This is a genomic window from Helcococcus sp. KG196, assembly GCF_046035495.1.
Taxonomy (GTDB): Bacteria; Bacillota; Clostridia; order Tissierellales; family Peptoniphilaceae; genus Helcococcus; species Helcococcus ovis.
Map to the genome: position 1 here is coordinate 24074 of NZ_JBFNFI010000015.1, position 26913 is coordinate 50986.

Genomic DNA, 26913 nt, shown 5'->3' on the forward strand with positions numbered 1-26913 from the left:
CCTCGTTTTCATATAAAACATTATAAAATAAGTGTTCACCTTTGTAAACTTTTATTTTAGGTTAAACTAAATTAAAAGTAAAGTGCAGCTTAATTTTATAATCGATTTATATATAACATATATCAAATTTAATAATTATACTCTCATTTAAATTAATAATTCTTCACAAAATATTGACTTATTTATTTTATTCTTATATAATTAATAAGTAAATTTGAATATTTGGAGAGTTGTCCGAGTGGCTTAAGGTGCATGATTGGAAATCATGTGTACGATAATTAGTCGTACCGAGGGTTCAAATCCCTCACTCTCCGCCAGCACTAAACGGGGTGGTAGCGGTACCCTGTCACCCGCAATCCGCTATAGCGGGGTTGAATTCCCAGATTGAGACTTGATAATTTGTTGATATGCGCTTAAAAAGTGGTGTTGACAGGATGGTCTCATGCAACAAGAATCTATGAACCATGTCAGGTCCGGAAGGAAGCAGCATTAAGTAGTCCCTCTTGTGTGCCGTGAGGTAGCCTTTCTCGAGCTAACTAGTCTGAAAGCAGCAGCGGGTTTTAAGCCGATACTGGGTGTGCATACATATAAAAAAAAAGATAGTACAGTCTCCCTTTTTATGTACTATCTTTTTTATTTTTAAATTAGAAAGCCCGTTTAAAAAGCACGTAAATAAAAATTACTCAATGTTGCAAAATAAATAATAGATTGTAATTTGTAAAAATTTAATTCATATAGACAGTATTATCTCAAGTTTTAAATCTTAAATTTTGTGGGGATTTTTTTAATGAATAAATCTTGATGATTTTAATCAATTTTACATCTCATTTTTGCATTTTTTGATTTTTGAGAGGTATTTTAATTAAGTTGTAAATTTTAAACTACTACCCATATCAAGGACATTATGTCATTTTTGAGATGATTTTGATAATATTGTTAAAAATAATCCAATATTAATATTTTTTTTATTTAGTAATACAATTAAATATTCACTAAAAAACTAATTAATTTGAGTATTAATTTTATTATTAGAAGAACTATTAAAAAATAAATAAAAAATTTATTTTTGCAACAACCTCTATTTATCATAAATTATTATTTTAAATTAAAATTTCTTTCATAAAAAATTCCATCTTTAATCCCTTGTATTTCTATATTATCTTCAGCATCTAATAATCTTTTTTCAGCCCAAGAAACATATAACTCATTTTGCTCTATTCCTATAAATTTGCGATTTAATTTTTTACATACAACCGAAGTAGTACCTGATCCCATAAATGGATCTAATATTAAATCCCCCTCATTTGAACTAGCTAAGACCAATTTAGCAATTAGTTTTTCCGGTTTTTGAGTTGGATGTGCTGTATTTTCCGGCATTGACCAAAATGGAATAGTTATATCATCCCAAAAATTTGATGGATGAGTGTCCCTGTATTTTACATTTTTATCATCCTTCCAATCTTTTGGTTTCCCTTCTTCTTTATAAGGAGCTATAACCTTTTTTCTTTTCTTTACAGCATCAATATTAAATGTATATTCTTCAGAATTCGTTGCAAACCAAATATCCTCCAAAGAATTTTTCCAATTTGACTTTGCTCCCCTTCCTTTTTCTCTTTCCCAAGTTATCCTACTTTTAATATTAAAATATTTTAATAAAACCGGTCCTATAATCATTGAAGATTTCCAATCACAACATACATATATGCTACCTTTATCTTTTAATTTAGGTTTTATTTTAGATATCCATTTTTCTGTATAATCAGCATACTCTTTTGTGTTTTTTTCGTTAAAAATATTACCGTGGTAATTTTTTCTTAGATTATATGGAGGGTCTACAATTAAAAGGTCTATTGAATTATTTTCTATATGATCTAAAACGTTAAATGTATCTCCTATAATATTTTTATTTATTAAATCAGTGAATTTAAGTGAATTATCAAAATAAACAGCATTTTTAAGATACTTCTCTCCTACATTCAAATCAAAATCTATTGTCTTATTCTTTAATGATTTTTTTTTCATAATATTTTCCCTCTATCTATCAATTATGTTTAGTATATTTATAAAATATTTTTATGTCAAGAATATATTAAAAAAGATAACTTTTTTGTAACAATTAAAATACTGATTTAATCACATTAAACATAAAAATTATAATTTTATTCTGAATTATTTTATTATTTTTGATATAATTTAATTATAGTAAAATTTTAGGAGGAAAAATGAAAAAAATCATTTCTTTATTACTTGTTATGGTAATGGTGCTATCAGCATGTCAACCATCAACAACAAAAAAAGCAAAAGATAAGGGAACTAACAGTAAGACTATTGAAAAATTGACAGTACAATTTGTACCTTCAAGAGATCCTAAAGACATTATAAGTCAAACAAAGCCACTTGAAGGATTATTACAAAAACACTTAAAAAAACAAGGTTATAATGTAAAAAAAGTTGAAATTTCTGTTGGTACATCATATGAAGCAACTGGTGAAGCATTATCTGCAGGTTCTATTGATGTTGGTCTAATTCCTGGTGGAACATATGTATTATATGATGATGGTGCTGAAGTTCTATTAACAGCTACAAGAAAAGGTTACAATAACGATTCTGAAAAAGCTAAAGATTGGAATGCAAATAAACCTACAAAACTTGTAAACGAGGAAGTAACATATTATAGATCGATGATTTTAGCAGGTCCTTCTGAAAAAGGAAAAGAATTAGCTAAAAAAGTTAATGCAGGCGAAAAACTAACATGGGAAGATTTAAACTCTGCAAAATGGGGCGTTAGAGGTGTTTCATCTTCTGCAGGTTACATTTATCCATATTTATGGTTAAAAGATAATTATGGAAAAGGAATTACTGATTTAAGCACTGTTGTTGAACAAGATTCATACAATACAGCTTTAGCTCAATTAGCAACCGGTCAACTTGATGTCATCGTTGCATTTACAGATGCAAGAATTGATAACGCTAATAAATGGGTAAAACAATACAATGGTCCAAAAGATATTTGGGAAGATACAAATATTATAGGTGTTTCAGATAAAATTTATAACGATACAGTTTCTGTATCAAAAAATGCTCAATCAGGTAATATGACTCCTGAATTCAAAGAAGCATTAGCAAATGCATTTATTAACTTAGCTAAAACTGAAGAAGGTAAGAAAGTTATAAGCATCTATAACCACTTCGGATACAAAAAAGCAAAATCTGAAGATTACAATAAAGAAAGAGATGCTCAAAAATTAATGAAAAAATTGACTAAACACTAAAATTATGTTTTATAAGGGCTAAGTTCGCTTAGCCCATTTTTTATGAGAGGAAAAAATGATTAAATTTGAAAATGTTAGTAAAATATATCCAAATGGATTCAAGGCATTAAAAAATATAAATCTTACTATTGAAGCGGGAGAGATGATTGCCATAATAGGACGTTCCGGTGCCGGTAAATCCACTTTAATAAGAACTATTAATAAAATGATTCCTATTGAAGAAGGTAGACTTACAGTAAATGATCAAAATGTTTCAGAATTGAAAGGTAAAGATTTAAGAACATTTAGAAGAAACATAGGTATGATATTTCAACAATTTAACTTAGTTGACAGAACAACAGTTATCAATAATGTTTTAGCCGGATTTGTTCCTGATTTAGATCCTATTAGATCCATGTTTGGATTTTTCCCAAAATCAATGAAAATTCAAGCTTTAGATGCATTAAGACAAGTGGATATTTTAGATAAAGCATATGTAAGAGCTGATCATCTTTCAGGTGGACAACAACAAAGAGTTGCTTTAGCTAGGACTCTAGCTCAAAAACCTGAGATAATATTAGCTGATGAGCCGGTTGCCAGCCTAGATCCTGTAACAGCTAAACAGGTTATGGACTATCTTCTAAAAATCAATCAAAGAAATAACATAGCAATTTTAATTAATATTCATCATGTTGATTTAGCATTAGAATATGCTTCAAGAGTAATCGGTATAAAAGATGGAGAAATTGTTTATGATGGACCGGCTAAAAACGTTAATGATGATGTTTTAAAAACTATTTATGGTGAAAAAGCTGATGAAATAGAAATGTCTGGAGCTTTATAATGAACTTATACGATAAAATTTTAAAACCCAAAATTTATACCTTGCCAAATGGTACAATTGTAAAAGAAAAAAGAAGCAGAGCTATAATTATAGCTCCATTAATTTTAATTCTGTTAATACTATCTGCTCATTTTACACAATTTTCATTTGAAAGAATTATAAAACAATTTCATCAAATGAGTTTAATACTTAAAGATTTATTTAATCCGGATTTTAGATATTTACCAAAAGTAGTAGATCCCCTAATTGAAACAATTAAAATGTCTCTTTTAGGTTCATTTTTAGGAGCTGTAACTTCAATACCTTTTGCATATATTGCTTCATCAAATATGATGAATAATAAATTTGCAAATTGGATTATGAGAACAATTTTTTCCATAATGAGAACAATCCCTACTATTGTAAATGCTCTAATTGCAACATTTATATTTGGAATAGGATCAAAAGCGGGGACGGTAGCTATATTTATTTATTCATTTTCATATGTAGGAAAAATAATTTACGAACAAATAGAAAATGTAGATATGGGAGCTTTTGAGGCATTAATATCTATGGGCTATAGAAGATATATGGCATTTATAAAAGCTGTATTACCTCAAGTATTACCTACATTTTTCGCAACCGCATTATATAACTTTGAAGGCAATGTAAGATATGCTGCAATTTTAGGATATGTTGGTGCCGGAGGTGTAGGTATATTAATTAAACACAATATCGGTCTTAGAGAATATAGCAACCTGGGAGCTATACTTCTCCTTGTTTTAATAACAATAGTAATAATAGAAGGTATAAGCTTATTTTTACGTAAAAAATTTGTGTGAGGTAGATTATGAATGAAGAAATATTAAAAAAATTAGAACAAGAACCAAACACGAGAATTAAAACAATTATTAATATTTTAATAATTACAGGACTTTTAGTTTGGTCATTTTTAGGATTACAATCTGCCGGTGCAACAAAAGAAAGCATGGGAATTGTAGGCAACATATTTAAAGGAATATTAACTCCTGATTTAAACTTAATAAACTTAACAAAACAAGGAATTCCTTATTTACTTGTTGAGACAATGGCTATAGCTTTTTTAGGTACAGTTTTAGGGGCAATTTTAGCAATACCATTCTCATTTTTAACTTCAGTAAATATTGTACCAAAATATGTTGCTTACGCTATAAGATTATTCTTAATATTAATAAGAACAATCCCTGCACTAGTTTATGGTCTCTTATTTATAAGAATGGTTGGCCCTGGACCTTTCGCTGGAGTATTGACTATGGCTGTAACATCTATAGGTATGATAAGTAAATTATTTGCTGAATCAATAATGGATATAAACGAAAATATATTAGAATCTCTATCAGCAATGGGATTAACAACATTCCAAAAAATAAGATATGGAATATTTCCTCAACTTTATGCAATGTTTATGTCAACAATCATTTACAGATTTGATATAAACCTTAGAGATGCAACCGTTTTAGGCCTTGTAGGGGCAGGTGGTATCGGTGCACCATTAATATTTGCAATAAACGCATATAAATGGAATCAAGCAGGGTCAATTCTAATTTGCCTTGTTGCTTTAGTTTTAATAATTGAATTCTTCTCAGTAAGAATTAGAGCTAGATTAATTAAAGGATTTTAAAATTAAAGAAGTTGTTTCAAATGATATTTTGAACCGACACCCTCTAAGTTGAATTTTAATTCCAACTTTTTGGCGTCCTCTTAATTTTTCATTTTGAAACAACTTTTTTATTTTTTTATTTTCGATTTTTATGATGATACTTAAACTACTACCTATAAGCTGGACACATAAAATTACATTTTGACAGTATATATTAAATGGCGATACCAAAATTTATACAATCAAATGTAATAAATTTTATAAGAAATTATTGGTAATTCCTTTTTATAACAGTTTTTATTTAAAAATATTTTTTAAATGTTATGTGATTTTACAATTTTAATTAATTTTTCAGCAATTTCCACGTCAATATCTATATATGTATTTCCAAAATTACCAAAAATTGTATAATCTATATTATTTTTAGTAGTAATATCTTCATAATTCTTTTTGCATGAGCTATGAATGTATCTTGCATTGGTAGTTTTAATCAAATCAATTGCATTATCCGGATTAATTCCAGAACCTAAAATTATCTCAATTTTATCATCATATTTTTGGATAAGCTCTTTAATTAAGCTCATATTGTCCAATGCACTCGGAGTCTGTCCACTTGTTAATACCCTATCTACATTTAATTCTATCAAATTTTCAATTGATCGGAATGGATTATTTGTATTATCAAAAGCTCTATGAAAGATTGCTATTTTCCCTGCATCATGAATTTTTTCAACAAATGCTTTTGTTTTTTCCTTATCTATTTCAAAGTCAAATGTTAAAAATCCAAATACTATTCCATCTATTTTTTCATTTAATAAAATATCCAATTCTTCTAGCATTGCTCTAAACTGATTATCAGTGTAACAAAATCCTGCAGCTCTATTTCTAATCATACAATTTTTCTTTATATTAATATTTTCAGCAATCTTTCTAACTACACCAGCACTTGGAGTTAATCCGCCAAGACACAAAGCAGAATTTATTTCAACACTATCGTATCCAAGTTTTTCTGCAAATTTTGCCGCTTCATAGTTTTCAACGCATAGTTCGACTTTAACTTGATTCATATTTTTATCCTATTTACATTTTCTTACTTCCATTATACAACAATACTTACATCTTCAACCTGTTACAAAATTTTCAAAATATTTAACTTGTAAATCATTAGAGAATTTATTGAAATTTTAAATAAATATGAAACTTGATAAAATTTGTTATTATACTATTAGATAAAATAAGATTCCCATGTAGCCACCTCCGCAACTCCTTTAGGTGAACTGCCCATAGAGTTGTATTTTTACATTACAACTTTTTTGGGGGCAATTCACGGAGTGAGGACTAGTGGCGTTAATGGGAATTTTATTTTACTTTATCATCAATCCATCTTCTCCTGCAAGGATACTTATCTCTTGCTTATCTGTTATTTCTCCGGAGATTAACTTTTTACCGATTTCTGTTTCAATATTTTTTTGTAAAAATCTCTTAATCGGTCTTGCTCCATAAATTGGTGAATATGCATTTTCTATAATATATTCTTTCGCAGAATCATGCATCTTAATAGTAATTTTTCTATGTGAAAGTCTATTTGTGATTTTTGTCAATTCCAAATCTATAATCTTTGAAATTTCTTCTTTTGATAAAGGCTTAAACATAACTATTTCATCAACTCTATTTAAAAATTCCGGTCTAAAATTATGTCTTAGTTCGTTTGTTACTTTATCTTTTGCTTCCTGTTTAATTTCTCCATTTTTATCAATTCCTTCAAGTAAGTATTGTGAACCGATATTTGAAGTCATTATTATAATTGTATTTTTGAAATTTACTGTACGTCCTTGATTATCTGTAAGTCTACCGTCATCAAGTACTTGAAGTAAAATATTAAATACATCCGGATGAGCTTTTTCAATTTCATCAAATAATACAACAGCATAAGGTTTTCTTCTTACAGCTTCTGTAAGTTGTCCCCCTTCTTCATATCCAACATATCCTGGAGCAGCACCTATTAATCTTGATACAGAATATTTTTCCATATATTCTGACATATCTATTCTTACAATATTTCTTTCATCATCAAACATTAATTGAGTAAGAGCTTTCGCAAGTTCTGTTTTACCTACCCCCGTTGGTCCTAAAAATATAAAGGAACCTATAGGCTTGTTTTCATCTTTAAGCCCTGATCTGGCACGGATGATTGATTCTGAAACTGATGTAACTGCTTCATCTTGTCCTATTACTCTTAAGTGAAGTTCATCATCTAAATGAAGTAATTTATCTCTTTCGGATTCTACAAGTTTTGTAACCGGTACTCCAGTCCATTTTGATACTACCTCTGCGATTTCTTCATCAGTTACTTCTTCTTTTAACTCTGATTCATTTTTAGATTTTTCTTGAGCTTCTTCTAATTGTTTTTGTAATTCCGGTAATTTTCCATATTTTAATCTTGATAATTTATCAAAATCATAATTTCTTTCCGCTTCATCAATTTCAATTTTAATCTTATCAATTTCGGTTTTCACAGTATTAACTTTTTCCAATACTTTTTTAGAATCTTGCCATTTAGCAAATTTTTCATTATATACAGAGTCTTTTTCTGCCAATTCTTTTTCTAATAATTCTAATCTTTCCTTTGATAACTCATCTGTTTCTCTCTTTAGAGCGGTTATCTCAATTTGTAATTGTAAAATGTCTCTTCTCAAATCATCAATATCTTGAGGCATAGAATCTATTTCAGTCTTTACCATAGCTGCAGCTTCATCCATTAAATCAATTGCCTTATCTGGTAAAAATCTATCTGTAATATATCTATCTGATAAAACTGCTGCTGAAATTACCGCCGAGTCAGAAATTCTTAATCCATGGTGAATCTCATATTTTTCTTTGATACCTCTTAAAATTGAAATAGTATCCTCAACTGAAGGTTGGTCAACCAAAACTTTCTGGAATCTTCTTTCTAAAGCACCGTCTTTCTCAATATATTGTCTATATTCATTTAATGTTGTAGCTCCTATTACTTTTATCAATCCCCTTGATAATGCCGGTTTCATTATGTTCCCGGCATCCATTGCACCATCAGTTTTACCTGCACCAACTATCATATGAATTTCATCTATAAATAAAATGATTTCTCCATCTGAGTTTTCAACATCATTTATAACTTCTTTCAATCTTTCTTCAAATTCTCCTCTATATTTAGCTCCGGCAATTAAAGCAGCTAAATCAAGAGTTAAAAGTTTTACATTTTTTAAATTTTCAGGCACATCATTATTTGTAATTCTTTGAGCGATTCCTTCTACAACCGCAGTTTTACCCACGCCGGGTTCACCTATTAATACCGGATTATTTTTAGTTCTTCTAGATAATATTCTTATTGCAGATCTTATCTCTTCATCACGTCCGATTATCGGGTCAATTTTACCTTCTCTGGCACTTTGAGTTAAATCAATTGTATATTTTGAAAGGCTACTTTTTTCCGCTTGTCCCGCTGAATTTTGTTTATCTTTTTTGAATTCTACTAATTTAGTCTTAAATACTTTATAAGTAATACCATATTTATTTAATAAATCTACTACCTCATTATTTTTTTCTTTTAACAATGCTAAAAATATATGCTCTACTCCTATATAACTATCTTGTATTTCATCCGCTTCATCTTCAGCTTTTAATAATACCCTTTGATACACAGTATTAGCACTTAAATTTCCACCTGATTGTTGTGGCATTTTATCTACTAAATCTTTTAATTCATTTCGTATCTTATCGCTTTTTTCCGTAATTAAATTTACTAATCTATAGATTAAGCTATCCGAATCAAGAAACATTGATAAAACTAAATGTTTTTCATTAACTTCCGGATTTGAATTTTTAATTGCTATATTTTGTGATTTTTCAATGTATTCTAATGTCTTTTTTGAAAATTTGTTCATATCCATATTATCCCTCCATTAATTGTCTATATATTTCTTCCTTTTCTTTATCTAAATTTATTGGATTTACTATTTTTATTCTCAAATATAAATCTCCTATATTTGATTTCATGTCCTTAAATCCTTTTTTTGCTATTTTTATTTTTTTGTCAGTTTGAATATTTTTTGGAATATTAACTTTAATTTTACCTTCCAATGTTTCAATTGTCTTCTTTGTGCCAAAGTACGCTTCCCAAGGGTAAACTTCAACATCTTTTATAATATCTATACCTTCTAATTCATCTTTCGATTCAATATTTATTTTTACATAAATATCTCCATCTATTCCAAATCTGTCTCCTTTAACTTTAATTTTTTTACCACCGGTTATACCTGCCGGCCATTTTATCTCTATTTTTCTATTTTGTCCTTGTAATGATACATAAACTTCTCTATTTCCACCTTTATATGCATCTTCAAGGCTAATGAACTGTTCTAAATCATATCGGTTCCTTTGTTTCCTACTACTTCCTCCAAAACCACCAAATATATCAGATGATGAAAATCCTCCTCTGAAATTTTTCGCTCCTGAAAAACCTCCATTTCCAAATAACGTTTCAAAAAAATCTGAGAATCCACCTGTTCCACTTGTATATGTGTATCCATATTGTGATGGATCAAAATTCATTCCATCATGATATGCTGATCCAAATTGATCATATTTTTGTTTTTTACTTTCATCTGAAAGCACATCATATGCTTCATTTACTTCTTTTAATTTTTCTGCAGCTTCTTCACTCCCTCCATTTAAATCTGGATGGTACTTTTTTGCTAATTTTCTATATGCTTTTTTTATCTCTTGAGGTGTAGCACTTTTTGACACTCCCAAAATTTCATAGTAATCTCTGTACTTCATATTTTCTCCTTCATCTCTTTAACTTTTCTTTTATTATAAATCTTAGAATTGTTTGACTATCTTTGACTTTAATTATATTATACCCAAATCTACTAATAATTACAATAAAAAATAATAAACAATAGCAAATTAAAGTAAAATTCTATATAATTATATTTATAAATAAGGAGTTATCATGTTTATACATCAAAAATTAAAAAATTGGTATGAAGGATTGTCAAAAAATATAAAAATAGCATTTATTTCTACTATAATAATTGGACTAATATGTCATATATATATGATGACAAATAAATGGGTAAATTTAGATGATATAGTTCAATTAGTAGATAATATGGACAGAACAACATCCGGTCGATGGTTTTTACAATTTCCGGCAGCAATAAGCAGCGAATTTAGTATACCCTGGTTAAATGGATTTTTAACTATTGTATATACTGCTGTTATGTCATGTCTTGTAATATCAATGTTTGAAATTAAATCCAAAATTAATACAATATTGATTTCAGGCATATTAGTAACATTTCCTACTCTTGGCTCATTAATGCCTTTTATGAATAGTCAAGATGCTTATCAATTTGGTGCAATGCTTGCGGGATTAGCAGCGTTTTTTATTATAAAATATAAAAATGGATTTATATTTTCAAGTATTTTATTGACATTATCACTTGGAATTTACCAAACTTACCTTGGATATGCAGGAGGTCTTATAGTTTTATATGTAATCGTAGAATTATTTAAAGAAAATAATAATTTCAAAAAAATGATAATTTTGCTTTGTAAAACAGCTATTAGTTTTACCGTTGCATTGGCTATATATTTAATTATTTCAAGAGGAATCTTTGGACATTTACTTGTGGACTACAAAGGGCTTGATACAATGGGCTCACTCCCACTTAATAAAATTCATACAATTATATTTAGTGCCTACAAAGGTATGTTCAATTTCTTTATAGGTAAAGAATTTAATTATCATTTTATATTTATGCCATATTTATTTATATTTGCATTTATACTAACAATTTATTTATTAATTTATATTGTAAAAAAATCAAAAATGTGCAAAGAAAAACTTTTTTTACTAGTATTTTTAATTTTAGTATTTCCTATTGCAATAAATATAATTTACATCATGTCTTGGCAAGCAGGCGTAATGTTAAGAATGCTCTACGGATACACAGTCGTATTTATATTTCCTTTGGTGTTAATTGATTATGTATTAAAGATTGGTGACAAATTTGAAATTTCTAATAAAATACCAAAATTACTTTATTATACTATTGCAATATTGACATTAACATCATTCTTATCAGTTTATAACAATATATATGTGACAAATAAAGCTTATTTTAAGGTAGGACTTACAAACGAAAATTCAAATGCTTATGGAAATAGGATAATTTCAAGAATAGAATCTGTTGAGGGTTATACAGAAAAAACTCAAATAGTGTTTTGGGGTAATCCGGACTCAAGAACATGGTTCACAGAAAAAATTGATACTAAAGATATTGAACCATTTATAATCGCAAATCACTTAACTAGACTTTATTCATTTATTTATTATCCTGTAAGATTTTTAGGTTTCCAAAATCCAATAAAGGATTATGATGAAATAAATGAAGAAAATAAACATCTTAAAGATATGATAAATGCTTTACCCAATTATCCTGACAAAAATTCTATTCAAATGATTAATGGTACAATTTATATTAAATTTAAAAACCTAGATTAGGAGGTCGCATGAAAAAAATTTCTTTAATAATTCCTTGTTTTAATGAAGAAAAAAATATTTTTCCCTTTTATGAATTATGCAAAAATACTCTTAATCCTTCTTTTAAATATGAATTTATATATATAAATGACGGAAGCAGAGATAAAACTTTTGAGAAAATAAAATCATTAATTGATTATTCTAACGATGAAATTATAGCTATAAATTTTTCTAGAAATTTTGGAAAAGAATCAGCTATTTTAGCCGGATTAAAAAATTCAACTGGTGATTATATTTCTCTAATTGACGCTGATTTACAACAACATCCCAAATACGTTAATGAAATGATAGAATTATTGGAAAATAATGAAGATTTGGATTTAGTTGCAGCTTATCAAAAAAAGAGAAAAGAAAGTAAAGTCCTAACAGGATTTAAAAGTTTATTTTATTCATTAATTAATAAAATAAGTGACACAAAATTTGAAAAAAATGCTTCAGATTTTAGAACATTTAGAAAAAATGTAGCCAAGTCAATTATGGAATTAGATGAATATCATAGATTTTCAAAAGGTCTATTTTCATGGGTTGGATTTAACACTCATTTTATTCCATATGACGTTGAGAAAAGAAAATTCGGAGAGACTACATGGTCTTTTAGAAGTTTAATAAAATATGCAATTGAAGGATTTGTAGGATATAGTACAGCACCTCTAAAATTTGCCACTTTCTTAGGAATGATAACGTCTTTTATCTCTCTAATTTATATGTTTTGGACAATTATTCAAAAATTATTTATAGGTATAAAAGTAGAAGGTTATGCAACAATAGTTAGTTTAATATTACTATTATCAGGAATACAACTTATATGTATAGGGATACTTGGAGAATATCTTGCTAAAACATATATGGAGGTGAAAAAAAGACCTCATTATATTATTAAAAATATTGTAAAAAAATAAAAATAAAAAATACCCACAAATTTGAAATTATCAAAAATGCGATAAAAATTAGCACTAAAAAAGAGTAGATTTGTAAATATTAAGTAAATTAGTCTGGAAAGTGTGCTTTAACAAAATAATTATCTTTGATTTAATACTATAAAAGCAGTTGCAAATAACTATAAACATTATCTGTAACTGCTCTTTTTATATATTTTATTGCAAAAGCATCTTATTTTTTCTTGAAAATAAACAACTTAGATCCTATATAATTTGAAATCAAAACAATTAAATTAGAAACTATTTTCATTATCAAACTATTAAATTTAAATACATCTACACCTAAATACATAACTACAGTATCAAAAACTCCTGTAAGTAATCTTACTGAAATAAAAGATACTAGCTCTTTGATAGTTATTTTTATTTCCCAAGATTTACTATTAAACACCCATATTTTATTAGTTACAAATGCAAATATAACTGATAAAAACCAAGCTATTATATTGCTTATTACATTTGATACATTTAATATATTATAAAATAAATAATAAGAAACAATATTTATAAAAGTAGTAATTCCTCCAAAAAAAATATAAAGAATAATTTCTTTATACTTTTGATATATTTTAATTAAAATTTCTTTGCTAATCCTCATCAGGTATGTACTCCATGATATCTCCCGGTTGACATTTTAATGCTTCACAAATAGCATTTAATGTTTCAAATCTTATAGCTTTAGCTTTATTATTCTTTAGAATTGAAATATTTGAAATTGTAATACCTACTTTTTCTGAAAGCTCTGTTACGGACATTTTTCTTTTTGCCAACATTACATCAATATTTATCATTATCATATTGTTAAGTCCATTTCCAGCTGTAAATCCGCACTTTTTTCTACTAACAAAGCCAAAGGATTAACTAAAATATGCCCTGCTAATAGGAAAAATATAAATAGTATCCAAATAATTAAAAATTGAAAATTATGCATCTCAGCTAATGTCATTACAATATTTACAATTACTGAAAATAACAATGTAAATAATATTTTTTTATCAATAATTCTTATAATTTTAGCATTTTCATGAGTAAATACATTACCTTTTTGTAAGTTATCCAACATTTTAAGCACGTCTTTTATGCCTATAATAACCATAAATGAAACAAAATATATAATTGCCAACCATATAATTATCATACTTTGATTACTCTTATCTCTTAAAATACTGTTATAACCAAAATAAGTTGATATACCAACTCCCGAAAATAATACTAAAATTATAAACAAATATGCCAAATACTTAATATTAAGCAAACTTTTTTTCATCTTATAATCTATAAATGTTTTACCTTGTATATCCATAACAACTCTCCTTTACTGAATTATATCAAAGCACTTATTGATTTACAATATATTTTTATTGTCTTGTATACTCCTTAAACTTTATATAAATACTTCCATTATACTCTGTAATAGATCCTTTTTTAGGGTAGATTGGAATATTATAAATTATATCTTTTAATTTTTCATCTTCTATTTTCACTAAGTCTTTATTCCAAATTTCTTTTACAGGATTTGTAAATCCAGCATATCTTTCAGGATATAAATACCAGAAATAGTGCATAGTTATTTTTTCATCTAAAAGTGTTGATTTCAATACATCCTTAGTAGTATATTTACTTGTAAATTCATTAGTAATATTTGGATTTCCTATAAAGTAAACCGGCTTATTTTTTCCATAAAAAGGCTGTTCTTCAATTCTTGATAACACTCTCGTTGTATATGATGCAAGATTCTTGCCGTCAACGTCCAAAGTCATATATACCTTATTGCTTACTATCATAAAATTTCCAATTGTCAGTATAAATGCTAATGCCGAAGCAAATAATGTAATTTTAATTAAGTTTAATTTTTTTTTTACCTTTAATTTAGAATAACTTTCAAATATCATTACAAATAATATATATATGGATATATATCCTTGTAACATCCTTAAGCCTATTGCTGAATTTGGTGCTAAAATAAATATACTATTTACTGAAATTGGAAGCACTAAAATTAAAAAAAATATTAATAATTTATTCCTAATTTCCAATTTCTTAATCAAATTAAATAATAAAAACAACATTCCTAAAAATATCACTACATTTACAATTGTATAAAAACCAAATTGATCATAACTATCTTTAAAGAAAAATTTAAAAAATTCATAGAAAGTACTTAATATCGAAATCGGTAAATCTTTAATATTTAATGCTCCCATCTTATCTATCCCTTGATAATCCGAAAGTTTAATATTAAAAATATATTTTACGCTTATTAAATATAACGATAGTGACGCTATATACGATGCAAATGATATAAATAACTTTTTTAGGACTAAATTGTAATCTACATTTTTATTTATCAATTCAAATATATAATAAATTATGACTATTGAAGCTGCTAAACCTAAATATGTTTGATAAGTCGCTAATGATAATACTGTTAATATTATTGTTCCAATAAATCCATATTCGTATTTAATCATTAAATATGCCCCTATAATTATAAATAACTCTCCTAGAGCATAAGCATCAGCACTATTCATATATGGAAAAAGAGCTGCATTTGTTGGAAAACAAATCATAATCGCAGACAAAAAAATTAAATGTAAATCTTTTTTTATCTTAAATAAATGTGATATCAACGCACTTGATATTGATGTATATAATATTATAAGTCCTCCATTAACCCAAGGCATACTAAAATTAGAACTAATCGAGGCAGCATAACGTAAAAACCATCTTCCAGACGTACTAAAATCCATATTATGAACTAATTGATCTATATCATCATGATTTATTAACTTATTTGTTAAAGCATAAAAATGACATAATATTCCAAATATTATGGTATATACAAATGCTTTTTTTACATTTTTAGGAATTTTTTTATTTAACTCTTCAAAAAAATTACTTGGCATAAATTTCTCCTTATTTACATTAATTCTATTTTACTACAAAAATATTACAGGTAAAACATTTTTGAAAAATTCATGCATTTTTTATACAAATAAATATTACAGATAAAAAATAATAAAATTATAAATTTTAATTGATTTTTTTACCTGTAATATTTTAAATTAATTATAATACATGAAAATATAAAAAATTTTTACCTGTAACTATAATTTTTTGTTAAAATACATGAATTTAACAAAATAAAATTTAGAGTAAATTTTAATATCTTTCAATGCCATCTTTACTTACTCTTGCAAGTATTAATGGTTTTAATTCCGGTTTATTATCACTTAAAGTATATCCTTCTAAAACTAATGTTTCAGCATCTTTTACAGATGATTCATCATTTGTATAAAGAATTGCTAATGTATCCCCTTGCTTTACTTCATCTCCTGTTTTTTTAGCAAGTTTAATTCCTGAAGCAAAGTCTATTACATCTTCCTTAGTTTTTCTGCCGGCACCTAAAATTACAGATGCTATACCTATTTTTTCTGTATCCATTTCATAAACATATCCTGAAGTTTTACATTTTACTTCATAAGAAATTTTTGCCTTTTCAAATTTATCTAAGTTTTCGACATATGAAGCATCTCCACCTTGAGCCTTTACAAAATCTACAAATTTGTTGAATGCTGTTCCATCACGGATAACTTTTCTAACTTTTTCCCTACAATTTTCTAGAGTATCTAATTCCGCCATATATAATAAATTTGAGGCAAGCTCGATACACACATTTGTTAAATCTTCTGGGCCATGACCTTGTAAAGTTTGTGCAGCTTCAATAACTTCTAATGAATTTCCAATATTATAGCCTAAAGGAATATCCATTTCTGTAATTAAACCAATAGTTCTCTTTCCTGCATTTTCACCTATTGAAACCATTTTGCTTGCAAGCTCTATTGCAGAGTCTAATGTTTTCATAAATGCACCTGAACCTGTTTTAACATCTAATACTATAGCATCATTTCCCGCTGCTAATTTCTTAGACATTATTGATGCAGCAATAAGCGGTATACTATCAACTGTTGATGTAACGTCTCTTAATGCATAAAGTTTTTTATCTGCCGGAGCCAAATTACCGGTTTGCCCAATTACAGAAACTCCTATTTCATTAACTATATCAATAAATTTTTGTGTTTCTAAGGATGTATTCATACCCGGTATAGATTCCATTTTATCTACAGTACCACCTGTATGTCCTAATCCTCTACCGGACATTTTAGCCATTTTTGCTCCAAATGATGCAACTATAGGAGCAATAACTAATGTTGTCTTATCACCTACACCACCTGTTGAATGTTTATCTACTTTGATTCCCTTAATTGAAGAAAGATCTACAACATCCCCACTATCTCTAACTCCAAGAGTAAATTCTAACATCTCATTATCTGTCATTCCATTGAAATATATTGCCATCAGCATTGCTGATACCTGATAATCAGGAATTTCTCCCTTTACGAATCCATCTAAGAAAAACTTAATTTCTTCTTTAGTTAATTCTTGACCATGTTTTTTCTTTTCAATCAGATCTATCATTCTCATAAATTTATCCTTCCAAATTCTTAGCTCCAAATCCTAATGGCAGTAGTTGTTCTAAAGTATATTCTTGATAATTATCTTCATCAATTGCAATAATTATCTTAAAAGTTTTAGGATCACAATAATCCATCATTACTTGTCTACATACTCCACATGGAGGAGTTAAGTTAGTTACTTTTCCATTTTTTCCACCAACTATAACTATACTCTCAAATTCTAACACGCCTTCTGAAACTGCCTTAAAAAAGGCTGTTCTTTCAGCACATATCGTCGGTGTATATGAGGCAGATTCAATATTTACACCCGTATACTTTTTTCCATTTTTAGCAGTTAAAACTGATGAAACCTTAAAATTTGAATAAATAGCTCTGGAAAACTTTAAATTGTCCAGAGCAAGTCTAATATCTTCTTTTATCATTAATAACCTTGTGCCTCTTCATTTCTAGCTAATTTTACCAATCTACTTGTTCCAAGTCTATCAGCACCTAATTCTATGAATTTTTGTGCATCATCTAATGATGAAATTCCACCTGCTGCTTTAATCTTAACATGAGATGCAACATGTTTTTTGAATAATGCAATATCCTCAAATGTAGCTCCTCCTGTTGAAAATCCTGTTGATGTTTTAATAAAATCAGCTCCCGACTCAGAAACTATTTCACACATTTTAATTTTTTCTTCTTCTGTCAATAAAGCTGTTTCTATAATAACTTTTAAGATATAATCTCCACAAACTGATTTAATTTCTTTTATTTCATTTAATACAAATTCATAATTTTTATTTTTTAATTCAGCAATATTTATTACCATATCAATTTCTGTTGCACCATTTTCAATAGCATCTTTTGTTTCAAAAACTTTTGTTGCTGTTGTTGAATATCCATTTGGAAAGCCTATGACTGTACATAACACCATTTTTCCTTCTGAATATTCCTTAGCTTTTTTTATATATGATGCCGGAATACATACAGAAGCTGTTTTATATTCTATAGCTTCATCTATTAATTTTTTAATATCTTCCCATGTTGCTGCTTGTCCTAATTGTGTGTGATCTGCTTTACTTAAAATATTTTTAATATCCATTATCTAACTCCCTTTATATATGGTACACCATCAGCTTTTGGAGCTTCAGATTTACCTACAAATACTAATATTACCAATGTCATTACAAATGGTATCATTGCTACAAATTCTGATGGTATAAATGTTGAGCCACCTAAATATACTGAAATTGCTTGAGCAAGTCCAAATATCAAAGCTGCACCATAAGCTCCATGTGGTGTCCATTTACCAAAAATTACAGCTGCCAGTGCTATAAATCCTTGTCCAGCTATAGATGTTGTATTGAAATTTGAAAGTAACGATAAGGTTACCGTTCCTCCACCTAATCCTGAAAAGAATCCAGACATTATAACCGCTAAATATCTTACTCTATATACATTTATTCCTAATGTATCTGCCGCTGCCGGATGCTCTCCTACTGACAACAATCTTAATCCCCATTTTGTTCTATATAGGAATATCCACAGTAAGATTACTATTGCAAATGCAACGATCGAAGTTGCTTCTATCCCAAAAACCTTTGGCAATTTATGCATCATAGTTGGAGTATTTGCAGAATCAAATAATACTTTAGAAATAAAAAATGCCATTCCCGTACCTATCATATTAATAGCTATACCTGAAACTGTTTGATCTGCTCTAAATGAAACTGATGCTACTGCGTGAATTAATCCAAACACAGCTCCTGCAAATCCCGCTGCTATAAATCCAATCCATGGACTTGCTGTATAATATGAAACAGCCGCACCTGTAAACCCTCCTATTGCCATCATTCCTTCTATACCAATATTTACTACTCCTGATTTCTCAGATATTACTCCGCCCATTGCTCCAAAAACTAGTGGAGTTGAGTACATCAATGTTATTATAAATATTGTAAATATACTATTCATTTTTTCTCCTCCTAGCTATCTGATTTATTATATTTTTTCTTTAATTTCCTACTTGCTATTTTATCTGCTAAGTAAGGTAAAATATTTGCCAATGCAATAAAGAATATAATACCACCAATTAAAATTGAAATAATTTCTGTTGGTGCATTATACTGCAATTGAATAATATTTCCACCAATTTTTAATACCGAGTATAAAATCGCAGCTAAAATTGTCCCCAAAATATTAGATCCTGCTATTAATGCAACAGATAATCCATCAAACCCATAATTTTCAAAAGCAGCTAAACTTGTAATTTTATGTGGTGAAAGAGCCATGATATTTACAGCACCTGCTAAACCGGCAATAGCACCGGATATTGCCATAGATATAATTATATTTTTATTTACATTAATTCCTGCAAATTCTGCTGCGTGTTTGTTAAACCCTACAGCCCTTAATTGATATCCCAATGTAGATTTTTTAATAATATAATGCAAAACAATAGCCGCTATAACTGCAATTATAATTCCGTAGTTTATATCACTTCTACTTAAAATTTTTCCGATAACAGGGACATTTAATATACTTTGATAATCTCCAGCTGCTTTTTCCGCAGCAAATAATTTTATCTGTCCGGATAAATTTATAGGTCCCGTGCCTGATGTGTTTTGAATAAACAAAGGTGATGACAATGCAACATAATTATGAAAATGAAGTGCTATCCAATTTAACATTATCCCTGAAATAACTTCATGAACTCCAAATTTTGCTTTTAAAAAGCCCGATATACCACCAAAAATAATTCCTGCCAACATACCGACTATTATAAGTAAAGGTATTTGTAAAAACCAAGGTAAATTTAACAAAATCCCTACAACTCCGGCTAATACATACCCAAAAATATATTGTCCTTCTGCACCTATATTAAATAATCCTGTCTTAAATGCAAACGCAACAGACGCTCCTGTTAATATTATGGGTGTAGCTTTTATAATTACTTCAAATATATTTCTTTGACTACCAAATACACCTACTATCATTTGTTTATAGGCTTCGATAGGATTTATTTTTGTTATTAACAATAAAACAGCACCTAATATCAATCCCAAAAATATAGCTAAAAGTGTTGTAAACAACTGATTAGTAAAAAGTTTATTTAATTTATTTTCTTTCATTTTTACCTCCAGCCATTAGTAATCCTATTTCTTTTTCCGTTTTTTCTCCTTGTAAAAATTCTTCTTGAATTTTCCCTTTGTATATTACACCTATTTTATCTGATACATTCATAACTTCATCTAATTCAAAAGAAATCAATAAAATAGCTTTTCCTTCATCTCTTTGGGAAATTAAAGCTTTATGAACATATTCTATCGCTCCTACATCAAGCCCCCTTGTAGGCTGAACAGCTATTAACAAATCCGGATTTGATGAAATTTCTCTGGCAATAATTAATTTTTGTTGATTCCCACCTGAAAGTGATCTTGCTTTTAATCCCTTACCATCGGCAGGTCTAACATCATAAGCAGTTATAAGTTCATCTGCAAATTTATTTATTTCTGTAAAGTTCAAAATCCCATTATTTGAAAATGGTCTTTGTGCATAATTTTCTATTACAGAATTTTCTGCGACTGTAAAATTCGGAACCAATCCTCTTTTTAGTCTATCCTCGTGAATTGTCGAAATCTTATTTTCAATAGTATTTTTAGGGCTTGTATTTTGAATTTGTACACCATTAATTAAGATATTTCCTGATTTAACTCTAGTTAAATTAGTTATCGCTTCGACTAATTCTTTTTGACCATTACCGTCAATACCTGCAATTCCATAAATTTCACCTTTTCTGATTTTAAGATTTAAGCCGTTTACAGTAGAAATTTTCCTATCATCTTCAACTACTAAATTATTAATTTCAAAAATCACATCCTTAGGATTTGCTTTTTCTTTATCAACTTTTAATTTAACAGCATGCCCAACCATCTTTGTGGCTAACTCATTTGTACTTACTTCCGAAACATTAACCATATCAATATATTTACCACGTCTAATTATCGTACATTCACTTGCAGATTTTTTTATTTCATCTAATTTATGAGTAATGATTATTATGGTTTTACCATCTTTAGTTAAATTATTCATAATTTGTATTAGTTCAATAATTTCTTGCGGTGTCAAAACCGCTGTCGGTTCATCTAATATAAGTATATCCGCTTGTCTATACAAAGCCTTTAAAATTTCAACTCTTTGTTGCATCCCTACAGAAATATTTTCTATTTTTGCATCTAAATCAACATTTAAGCTATATTTATCTACTAACTCTTGAACTTTTTGTCTGCTTTTTTTATAGTCTAAGAAAATTCCTCCTTTTGTAATTTCCTTTCCTAATAAAATATTTTGAACAACTGTAAAATTATGTACCAACATAAAATGTTGATGAACCATTCCTATACCGTTTTTTATAGCAACCCCTGGATCTTTTATATTTTTTACTTCACCATTAATCTTAATTTCTCCTTCTTCAGCTTGATATAAGCCATAAAGAACGTTCATCAATGTAGATTTACCAGCTCCGTTTTCACCTAAAATTGCGTGAATAGTCCCCTTTTTCACATTTAAATTTACGTTATCAAGAGCAGTAAATGCACCAAATCTTTTAACAATACCATTCATTTGTACTGCATATTTATTTTCAGACATTTTTACTCCTTTGTTATAAAAAAAGGGGTATGTCATACCCCTTCAAATTAGTTCGCTTTATATTTTTTCCATGTTTCTTCATTAAATGGAGGTACTATCTTTCCATCCATTATTTCTTTTTGCTTTTGCATAGCTTTTTCATGTAATTCTTTTGGATACAATGATTTATCTGTGTGATCCGGAATACCTACTGCTGCTTCTTTTGAAGAATAGACTAGAGTTTTCCCACCAATCTTTTCACCTGATAAAATTTTATTTGTTACGTCATATATTGCAACATCTACTCTCTTTAATGCTGAAGTCAAAACATTTTTTGGAGCTAATCTTGATTGATCTTGGTCTACCCCAATTGCAAACTTATTAACTTCTTTAGCTGCTTCTATAACACCTTTACCTGCACCCCCTGCTGCGTGGAACACAACATCAGCTCCACCATTAAACATCTTTGTTGCTATTGATTTACCTTTTGCTTCATCACTGAAACTATCAGCATATTGTACAACTACTTCAATTTCTTTTCCTAACTCTTTAGCAGCATCTTTTACACCTGCTCTGAACCCATAATCGAATTGGTCAATAATAACACCCTTTTTACCTCCAACAAATCCTACTTTATTTGTCTTGGTTGTATTAGCAGCGATATAACCTACTAAATATGAAGGTTCTTGTGCTTTAAACACTACACCTGTTAAATTTGGTTGAGTTTTTTCATATGCAAAATCAATTATTGCAAAATTTTTATCAGGGGATTGTTGTGCAGCCATTTCTACCTGATTAGCTAATAAAAACCCAATTCCCCATGCTACATCAACATTTTTATCTACTAATCGATTTAAATTTGGTAAATAATCAGAATCTTGATCGGATTGAATATATGTTACTTCTGCTCCGGTATCTTTTTTTAACTTTTGTAAACCTTTCCATGCTGATTGGTTAAATGATTCATCATCAACTCCACCTGTGTCTGTAACCATCCCTGCTAATTTACCTTTAAAATCTTTATCAGATTTCTTAGGATCTATCTTAGTAGTCACTTTCTTTTCTTCTTTTTTAGTTTCCTTCTTTGTTTCATTTTGCTTCTTTTGTCCACAAGCAACTAATGAAAATACAAGCACGAATGCTAACAAAACTGATAATAATTTTTTCATTTTCTCCTCCATAATATTTATACTTTATTGTATAAATTTATTGTACCACATTTAAAATATTTTGCTAGTACTTTTTGAAAAAGTATTCACAAATATTCACTTTTTATATTCCAAATATGAAAATGCGTTCATAAATTAATATTTATTATAGCTTCCAAAATCAAATGGAACTTTTATTTCTCCTTTTTTAATTTTTTCAATCAAAGAAAACATCTTATCATAAGTTTTTTTATCATAAAAATCATTTTGCTTATATTCTGAAACCCCTACAGCATTTTCTTTAAGGCCTAACACTTTTTTTATACCATCAATTTTCTTTGTTTTTAAGTAAGTTTCTAATTCTGTTTTGATTACATTATCATATCTTTTTAATGTTGAAATTAAATGATAATTAGGTGCAATACTTGATTGATCTTGGTCAAAACCGATATAGTACTTACCATGTTTACTTGCACTATCAATAATCCCTAATCCCGTATTCCAAACAGTTTGATAGATTATATCAACACCGTCTTCATACATTTTATTAGCTATATCTCTACCTAATTTTTCATTATTAAAATCTTCAATATTCTGTACATAAAAATCTATAGCCTTATTTAACTCCTTTGAAGCTTGTAATATTCCGGCCTTAAATCCATATTCATATGGATCGTTTATCAGTCCCTTTGTTGGACCAACATAGCCTATTTTATTTGTTTTTGTAACTAATCCTGCTAAATATCCCGCTAAATATGAAGATTCTTCTGTTTTAAATGCTATTGAATTAATATTTTTTTTGACAGGGTCTATAACAGTATCTAGAGCTATAAATTTTGAATTTTGATTTGACTCTGCAACAAATTCTAATTCATTATTAACTAAAAAACTATCCACCACTATTAAATTATTCTTTTTATTACTTAGAATATTTTTCAATCTATTACTAAAACCTTGATTACTATTTTCAATATAATAATTAAAATTAGAGTCTTTTTTATTATTTTTAATAGAATCGTAAATTTGCTTTGCCCTTCCTTCATTTTCGATATTTTCATTTAATAATACCAATGAAATGTTTGTATTATTTTCCCCATTTTTCTTACAAGATGTTATCAAAATTATAAATATTGAAATAATAAATAATTTAATTACTTTTTTATTGCTCATATTAATTTTCCATTTCTTCTAGTTGTTGATTTAATTTAAACCAATCTTCATCAATTTTTAATTTTTCTTCATTAAGCATTTTTAATTTTTCATTTAATTTACTTATTTTTTCAAAGTTTTCATACACCTCTTTTTTAGTAAATTCAATGTTAATTTCTTCTATATTTTTATCAATTTCTTCTATTCTTTTTTCTAATTTTTTTATAGCGATTTTGATTTGCTTAATCTTTTTATTAAAATCTTTTTCACGTCGCATCTCTTTTTTTCTCTGTGTTTTATTTACAGTTTCATTCGGTTCAAAATCAACATCAAGTTCTTGCTTGGATAAGTAATAATCATAATTTCCATCATAGATATTTAATTTTCCATCTTTAATTTCAAAAATAATATCACAAACCTTATTTAAAAAATATCTATCATGACTAATCATAAAGGCTGTCGCTTCATAATCATTTAAAGCATCTTCTAAAACCTCTTTTGAATCAATATCAAGGTGGTTTGTAGGCTCATCCATAAGCAAAAAATTAGAATCAGATAACATAAGTTCTAATAAAGTAATTCTGGATCTTTCACCACCACTTAAATCTCCAATAATCTTGAAAATATCATCTCCAATAAACATAAAACGTGCTAAATATGATCTCAAATCATAATGCGTTAAACTAGGATATTTATCCCATACTTCATCAATAATAGTTTTATCTAAATCCAAATTTTTTTGTTCTTGATCAAAGTACTCAGGAAATACGCTTTCCCCCAATCTAACCTCACCTGTATCCGGCTTCAACTTATGAAGTATCATCTTAAATAAAGTTGTCTTACCGGTGCCATTCCCTCCAATTAGCCCAACTTTTTGACCTCTATAAATATTAAATGAAATATCTTGATAAAGAATTTTTTCATCAAACGACTTTGAAACATTTGAGAAACTCAACACATCCTGCCCACTTACTCTTGCCGGTGTAAATTTTAACCTCATCTTTTCATCAAAAACTTCCGGCCTATCCATTAATTTCATTTTATCCAACAATTTTTGTCTAGATCTTGACTGAGAAATACCTCGTTTTCTCATAGAACCCCCAAGATTAGCAAATCTTTCAATTATCTCCTCTTGTCTTTCAACCTCTTTTTGTTGATTTTCATAAGCCCTTTGTGCAACCTCAATTTCCTTTTTTCTTCTTTCAATAAAATTTGTATAATTAGTGTTATATGTATTTAACTTTCCATTTTCAAGTAAGAATATTCTATTTGCAACTTTATCAAGAAAATATCTATCATGAGATATGAACACAACTAATTTTTTAGTTTCTTTAATTATGCTCTCTACAAATTCAATAGTTTGCATATCCAAATGGTTTGTAGGTTCATCTAAAAATAGTATATCAGCATCAGAAATTAATAATTTTGCAAGTTCTAATCTTGATTTTTCTCCACCACTCAAATTAACAATATCATCATTAAATCTTTCTCTTCCAAATCCCATCCCTACAAGCACAGCTTCAATTTTATTTTCAAAATATGCTCCACCCAATTCAGAATATTGTTCAATAAGCTCTGTATATTTAATTGTATTTTTCTCTAATTCATCTAAGTCATCGTGATTTTCTAATTTTTTTTCAAATTCTTTAAGTCTTCTTTCAATATCATGAATGTAATCAAAAACTTCAAGCATCTCCTCATAAATAGTTTTTTCACTATTTAAACTAATATTTTGATGCATGTATCCTATTTTCACATTATTTTTCAAATAAACATTCCCCTCGAATTCTTTATCTTTTCCAGTAAGAATGTTAAACAAAGTAGTCTTCCCAGCCCCATTAGGTCCAACAATACCTACCTTGTCACCAATATTTAAATTAAAACTTATATCTGAAAAAATTTCCTTAATTCCAAATGATTTAGCTAATTTACTAACTGTAATTTCTGCCATATTTACCTCAAAAAATATTATATCATTTATAAAAGATCAATACAAAAAATCCAATTACAGAACAAGTCTTTCACTCTATATATTGTAACAAGTTTTTATGTTTATTTGATAAAAACTCAAAATGAAACCATTAATTGCTTTTTAAGCCTTTTAGTTCTATTTCTACTCAAATATATTAAAAAATTCGAACTATTTATCTCCTCACCAGTATTTTGGTTCTATTTTCCATCAATTTCACTGCTGAATATTTGCAAAATTTAAAACCATTTATCTCCTTACCAGTATTTTAGTTCTATTTCTACTCAAATATATTAAAAAAATTCGAACTATTTA

General features: G+C 28.0%; 23 protein-coding genes, 1 tRNA gene and 1 other RNA gene. 8 read left to right on the forward strand and 17 right to left on the reverse strand.

Annotation, left to right across the window (positions count from 1 at the left end; all coding sequences use genetic code 11):
• Positions 1 to 224 precede the first annotated feature (224 nt).
• A tRNA-Ser gene (locus tag ABGF45_RS06660) sits at positions 225 to 317 on the forward strand.
• An RNA gene (ffs, locus tag ABGF45_RS06665) (signal recognition particle sRNA large type) lies at positions 316 to 583 on the forward strand. Before ABGF45_RS06660 ends, ffs begins: the two co-directional genes overlap by 2 nt.
• Positions 584 to 1095: 512 nt before the next feature.
• Here ffs and ABGF45_RS06670 read toward each other — a convergent pair.
• Entirely contained in the window at positions 1096 to 2022 is a 927-nt protein-coding gene (locus tag ABGF45_RS06670) for a DNA methyltransferase (RefSeq protein ID WP_134744114.1), read from the reverse strand.
• Positions 2023 to 2222: 200 nt separating this feature from the next.
• Between ABGF45_RS06670 and ABGF45_RS06675 the strand changes: the two genes are divergently transcribed.
• Genes ABGF45_RS06675 through phnE (ABGF45_RS06690) form a run of 4 tightly spaced genes read left to right on the forward strand, consistent with a single transcriptional unit; the run spans position 2223 to position 5734 of the window.
• On the forward strand, positions 2223 to 3272 hold the full coding sequence (locus ABGF45_RS06675) for a phosphate/phosphite/phosphonate ABC transporter substrate-binding protein (RefSeq protein WP_134711253.1): 1050 nt from the start codon (positions 2223 to 2225) through the stop codon (positions 3270 to 3272).
• A gap of 55 nt (positions 3273 to 3327) precedes the next feature.
• The gene (gene phnC / locus ABGF45_RS06680) at positions 3328 to 4095 is read left to right on the forward strand and encodes a phosphonate ABC transporter ATP-binding protein (protein WP_134711255.1); all 768 of its coding nucleotides are present in this window, start codon (positions 3328 to 3330) and stop codon (positions 4093 to 4095) included.
• Entirely contained in the window at positions 4095 to 4916 is an 822-nt protein-coding gene (gene phnE / locus ABGF45_RS06685; protein ID WP_134711257.1) for a phosphonate ABC transporter, permease protein PhnE, read from the forward strand. The genes phnC and phnE (ABGF45_RS06685) overlap by 1 nt, the downstream gene beginning before the upstream one ends.
• A gap of 8 nt (positions 4917 to 4924) precedes the next feature.
• Entirely contained in the window at positions 4925 to 5734 is an 810-nt protein-coding gene (gene phnE / locus ABGF45_RS06690) for a phosphonate ABC transporter, permease protein PhnE (protein ID WP_134711259.1), read from the forward strand.
• 293 nt (positions 5735 to 6027) lie between these two features.
• Here phnE (ABGF45_RS06690) and ABGF45_RS06695 read toward each other — a convergent pair whose 3' ends face one another.
• From ABGF45_RS06695 to ABGF45_RS06705, 3 genes are all read right to left on the reverse strand, one after another.
• Positions 6028 to 6780, reverse strand: coding sequence for a copper homeostasis protein CutC (locus ABGF45_RS06695; RefSeq protein ID WP_134744115.1), 753 nt, complete (start codon positions 6778 to 6780; stop codon positions 6028 to 6030).
• 297 nt (positions 6781 to 7077) lie between these two features.
• Complete coding sequence (gene clpB / locus ABGF45_RS06700) at positions 7078 to 9642, reverse strand: ATP-dependent chaperone ClpB (protein WP_134711261.1); 2565 nt, start codon at positions 9640 to 9642, stop codon at positions 7078 to 7080.
• A gap of 1 nt (position 9643) precedes the next feature.
• On the reverse strand, positions 9644 to 10531 hold the full coding sequence (locus ABGF45_RS06705) for a DnaJ C-terminal domain-containing protein (RefSeq protein ID WP_134744116.1): 888 nt from the start codon (positions 10529 to 10531) through the stop codon (positions 9644 to 9646).
• Positions 10532 to 10706: 175 nt separating this feature from the next.
• On the opposite strand from ABGF45_RS06705, the gene ABGF45_RS06710 reads away from it, so the two are divergent.
• Both ABGF45_RS06710 and ABGF45_RS06715 read left to right on the forward strand, forming a co-directional pair.
• Entirely contained in the window at positions 10707 to 12263 is a 1557-nt protein-coding gene (locus tag ABGF45_RS06710; protein ID WP_134711263.1) for a glucosyltransferase domain-containing protein, read from the forward strand.
• Positions 12264 to 12271: 8 nt separating this feature from the next.
• Positions 12272 to 13201: a glycosyltransferase family 2 protein gene (locus tag ABGF45_RS06715; protein WP_134711264.1), complete on the forward strand. Its 930-nt coding sequence runs from the start codon at positions 12272 to 12274 to the stop codon at positions 13199 to 13201.
• A gap of 211 nt (positions 13202 to 13412) precedes the next feature.
• On the opposite strand, the gene ABGF45_RS06720 is transcribed toward ABGF45_RS06715, so the two are convergent.
• The 13 genes from ABGF45_RS06720 to ABGF45_RS06780 all read right to left on the reverse strand — a co-directional run bounded on the left by ABGF45_RS06720 (position 13413) and on the right by ABGF45_RS06780 (position 26580).
• On the reverse strand, positions 13413 to 13838 hold the full coding sequence (locus tag ABGF45_RS06720) for a GtrA family protein (protein WP_134711265.1): 426 nt from the start codon (positions 13836 to 13838) through the stop codon (positions 13413 to 13415).
• A complete protein-coding gene (locus tag ABGF45_RS06725; RefSeq protein ID WP_280633465.1) occupies positions 13828 to 14013 on the reverse strand; it encodes a helix-turn-helix transcriptional regulator in 186 nt (61 codons plus the stop codon). The genes ABGF45_RS06720 and ABGF45_RS06725 overlap by 11 nt, the downstream gene beginning before the upstream one ends.
• Positions 14014 to 14033: 20 nt before the next feature.
• Positions 14034 to 14543: a DUF2975 domain-containing protein gene (locus ABGF45_RS06730; RefSeq protein WP_134711267.1), complete on the reverse strand. Its 510-nt coding sequence runs from the start codon at positions 14541 to 14543 to the stop codon at positions 14034 to 14036.
• 55 nt (positions 14544 to 14598) lie between these two features.
• A complete protein-coding gene (locus ABGF45_RS06735) occupies positions 14599 to 16146 on the reverse strand; it encodes a glucosyltransferase domain-containing protein (RefSeq protein ID WP_134744117.1) in 1548 nt (515 codons plus the stop codon).
• A 256-nt stretch (positions 16147 to 16402) separates the two neighbouring features.
• Positions 16403 to 17725 (reverse strand): pyrimidine-nucleoside phosphorylase, encoded by a 1323-nt coding sequence (locus ABGF45_RS06740; protein ID WP_134744118.1) that lies wholly within the window; start codon positions 17723 to 17725, stop codon positions 16403 to 16405.
• Between the two features lie 4 nt (positions 17726 to 17729).
• The gene (locus ABGF45_RS06745; RefSeq protein WP_134711270.1) at positions 17730 to 18140 is read right to left on the reverse strand and encodes a cytidine deaminase; all 411 of its coding nucleotides are present in this window, start codon (positions 18138 to 18140) and stop codon (positions 17730 to 17732) included.
• Positions 18140 to 18805: a deoxyribose-phosphate aldolase gene (gene deoC / locus ABGF45_RS06750; RefSeq protein WP_134744119.1), complete on the reverse strand. Its 666-nt coding sequence runs from the start codon at positions 18803 to 18805 to the stop codon at positions 18140 to 18142. Before deoC ends, ABGF45_RS06745 begins: the two co-directional genes overlap by 1 nt.
• Positions 18805 to 19677: an ABC transporter permease gene (locus tag ABGF45_RS06755; protein ID WP_134744120.1), complete on the reverse strand. Its 873-nt coding sequence runs from the start codon at positions 19675 to 19677 to the stop codon at positions 18805 to 18807. The genes deoC and ABGF45_RS06755 overlap by 1 nt, the downstream gene beginning before the upstream one ends.
• A gap of 11 nt (positions 19678 to 19688) precedes the next feature.
• Positions 19689 to 20834, reverse strand: a complete 1146-nt coding sequence (locus ABGF45_RS06760) for an ABC transporter permease (RefSeq protein WP_134711273.1) — start codon at positions 20832 to 20834, stop codon at positions 19689 to 19691.
• Complete coding sequence (locus ABGF45_RS06765) at positions 20821 to 22353, reverse strand: ABC transporter ATP-binding protein (RefSeq protein ID WP_134711274.1); 1533 nt, start codon at positions 22351 to 22353, stop codon at positions 20821 to 20823. The genes ABGF45_RS06760 and ABGF45_RS06765 overlap by 14 nt, the downstream gene beginning before the upstream one ends.
• 47 nt (positions 22354 to 22400) lie before the next feature.
• Positions 22401 to 23501, reverse strand: a complete 1101-nt coding sequence (locus tag ABGF45_RS06770; RefSeq protein ID WP_134711275.1) for a BMP family ABC transporter substrate-binding protein — start codon at positions 23499 to 23501, stop codon at positions 22401 to 22403.
• A gap of 135 nt (positions 23502 to 23636) precedes the next feature.
• The gene (locus ABGF45_RS06775) at positions 23637 to 24650 is read right to left on the reverse strand and encodes a BMP family protein (protein WP_134711276.1); all 1014 of its coding nucleotides are present in this window, start codon (positions 24648 to 24650) and stop codon (positions 23637 to 23639) included.
• A gap of 1 nt (position 24651) precedes the next feature.
• Complete coding sequence (locus tag ABGF45_RS06780) at positions 24652 to 26580, reverse strand: ABC-F family ATP-binding cassette domain-containing protein (protein ID WP_134744121.1); 1929 nt, start codon at positions 26578 to 26580, stop codon at positions 24652 to 24654.
• Between the last annotated feature and the right edge of the window lie 333 nt (positions 26581 to 26913).

What these genes read in the sequence shown, in the direction of transcription:
- ABGF45_RS06760 (WP_134711273.1), bottom strand. Translation starts at nt 20,834, where the DNA reads ATGAAAGAAAATAAATTAAATAAACTTTTTACTAATCAGTTGTTTACA.
- ABGF45_RS06670 (WP_134744114.1), bottom strand. Translation starts at nt 2,022, where the DNA reads ATGAAAAAAAAATCATTAAAGAATAAGACAATAGATTTTGATTTGAAT.
- ABGF45_RS06780 (WP_134744121.1), bottom strand. Translation starts at nt 26,580, where the DNA reads ATGGCAGAAATTACAGTTAGTAAATTAGCTAAATCATTTGGAATTAAG.
- clpB (WP_134711261.1), bottom strand. Translation starts at nt 9,642, where the DNA reads ATGGATATGAACAAATTTTCAAAAAAGACATTAGAATACATTGAAAAA.
- ABGF45_RS06695 (WP_134744115.1), bottom strand. Translation starts at nt 6,780, where the DNA reads ATGAATCAAGTTAAAGTCGAACTATGCGTTGAAAACTATGAAGCGGCA.
- ABGF45_RS06775 (WP_134711276.1), bottom strand. Translation starts at nt 24,650, where the DNA reads ATGAGCAATAAAAAAGTAATTAAATTATTTATTATTTCAATATTTATA.
- ABGF45_RS06710 (WP_134711263.1), top strand. Translation starts at nt 10,707, where the DNA reads ATGTTTATACATCAAAAATTAAAAAATTGGTATGAAGGATTGTCAAAA.
- ABGF45_RS06755 (WP_134744120.1), bottom strand. Translation starts at nt 19,677, where the DNA reads ATGAATAGTATATTTACAATATTTATAATAACATTGATGTACTCAACT.
- ABGF45_RS06715 (WP_134711264.1), top strand. Translation starts at nt 12,272, where the DNA reads ATGAAAAAAATTTCTTTAATAATTCCTTGTTTTAATGAAGAAAAAAAT.
- ABGF45_RS06675 (WP_134711253.1), top strand. Translation starts at nt 2,223, where the DNA reads ATGAAAAAAATCATTTCTTTATTACTTGTTATGGTAATGGTGCTATCA.
- ABGF45_RS06720 (WP_134711265.1), bottom strand. Translation starts at nt 13,838, where the DNA reads ATGAGGATTAGCAAAGAAATTTTAATTAAAATATATCAAAAGTATAAA.
- ABGF45_RS06765 (WP_134711274.1), bottom strand. Translation starts at nt 22,353, where the DNA reads ATGTCTGAAAATAAATATGCAGTACAAATGAATGGTATTGTTAAAAGA.
- phnE (WP_134711259.1), top strand. Translation starts at nt 4,925, where the DNA reads ATGAATGAAGAAATATTAAAAAAATTAGAACAAGAACCAAACACGAGA.
- ABGF45_RS06745 (WP_134711270.1), bottom strand. Translation starts at nt 18,140, where the DNA reads ATGATAAAAGAAGATATTAGACTTGCTCTGGACAATTTAAAGTTTTCC.
- phnC (WP_134711255.1), top strand. Translation starts at nt 3,328, where the DNA reads ATGATTAAATTTGAAAATGTTAGTAAAATATATCCAAATGGATTCAAG.
- ABGF45_RS06725 (WP_280633465.1), bottom strand. Translation starts at nt 14,013, where the DNA reads ATGTTGGCAAAAAGAAAAATGTCCGTAACAGAGCTTTCAGAAAAAGTA.
- phnE (WP_134711257.1), top strand. Translation starts at nt 4,095, where the DNA reads ATGAACTTATACGATAAAATTTTAAAACCCAAAATTTATACCTTGCCA.
- deoC (WP_134744119.1), bottom strand. Translation starts at nt 18,805, where the DNA reads ATGGATATTAAAAATATTTTAAGTAAAGCAGATCACACACAATTAGGA.
- ABGF45_RS06735 (WP_134744117.1), bottom strand. Translation starts at nt 16,146, where the DNA reads ATGCCAAGTAATTTTTTTGAAGAGTTAAATAAAAAAATTCCTAAAAAT.
- ABGF45_RS06770 (WP_134711275.1), bottom strand. Translation starts at nt 23,501, where the DNA reads ATGAAAAAATTATTATCAGTTTTGTTAGCATTCGTGCTTGTATTTTCA.
- ABGF45_RS06740 (WP_134744118.1), bottom strand. Translation starts at nt 17,725, where the DNA reads ATGAGAATGATAGATCTGATTGAAAAGAAAAAACATGGTCAAGAATTA.
- ABGF45_RS06705 (WP_134744116.1), bottom strand. Translation starts at nt 10,531, where the DNA reads ATGAAGTACAGAGATTACTATGAAATTTTGGGAGTGTCAAAAAGTGCT.
- ABGF45_RS06730 (WP_134711267.1), bottom strand. Translation starts at nt 14,543, where the DNA reads ATGGATATACAAGGTAAAACATTTATAGATTATAAGATGAAAAAAAGT.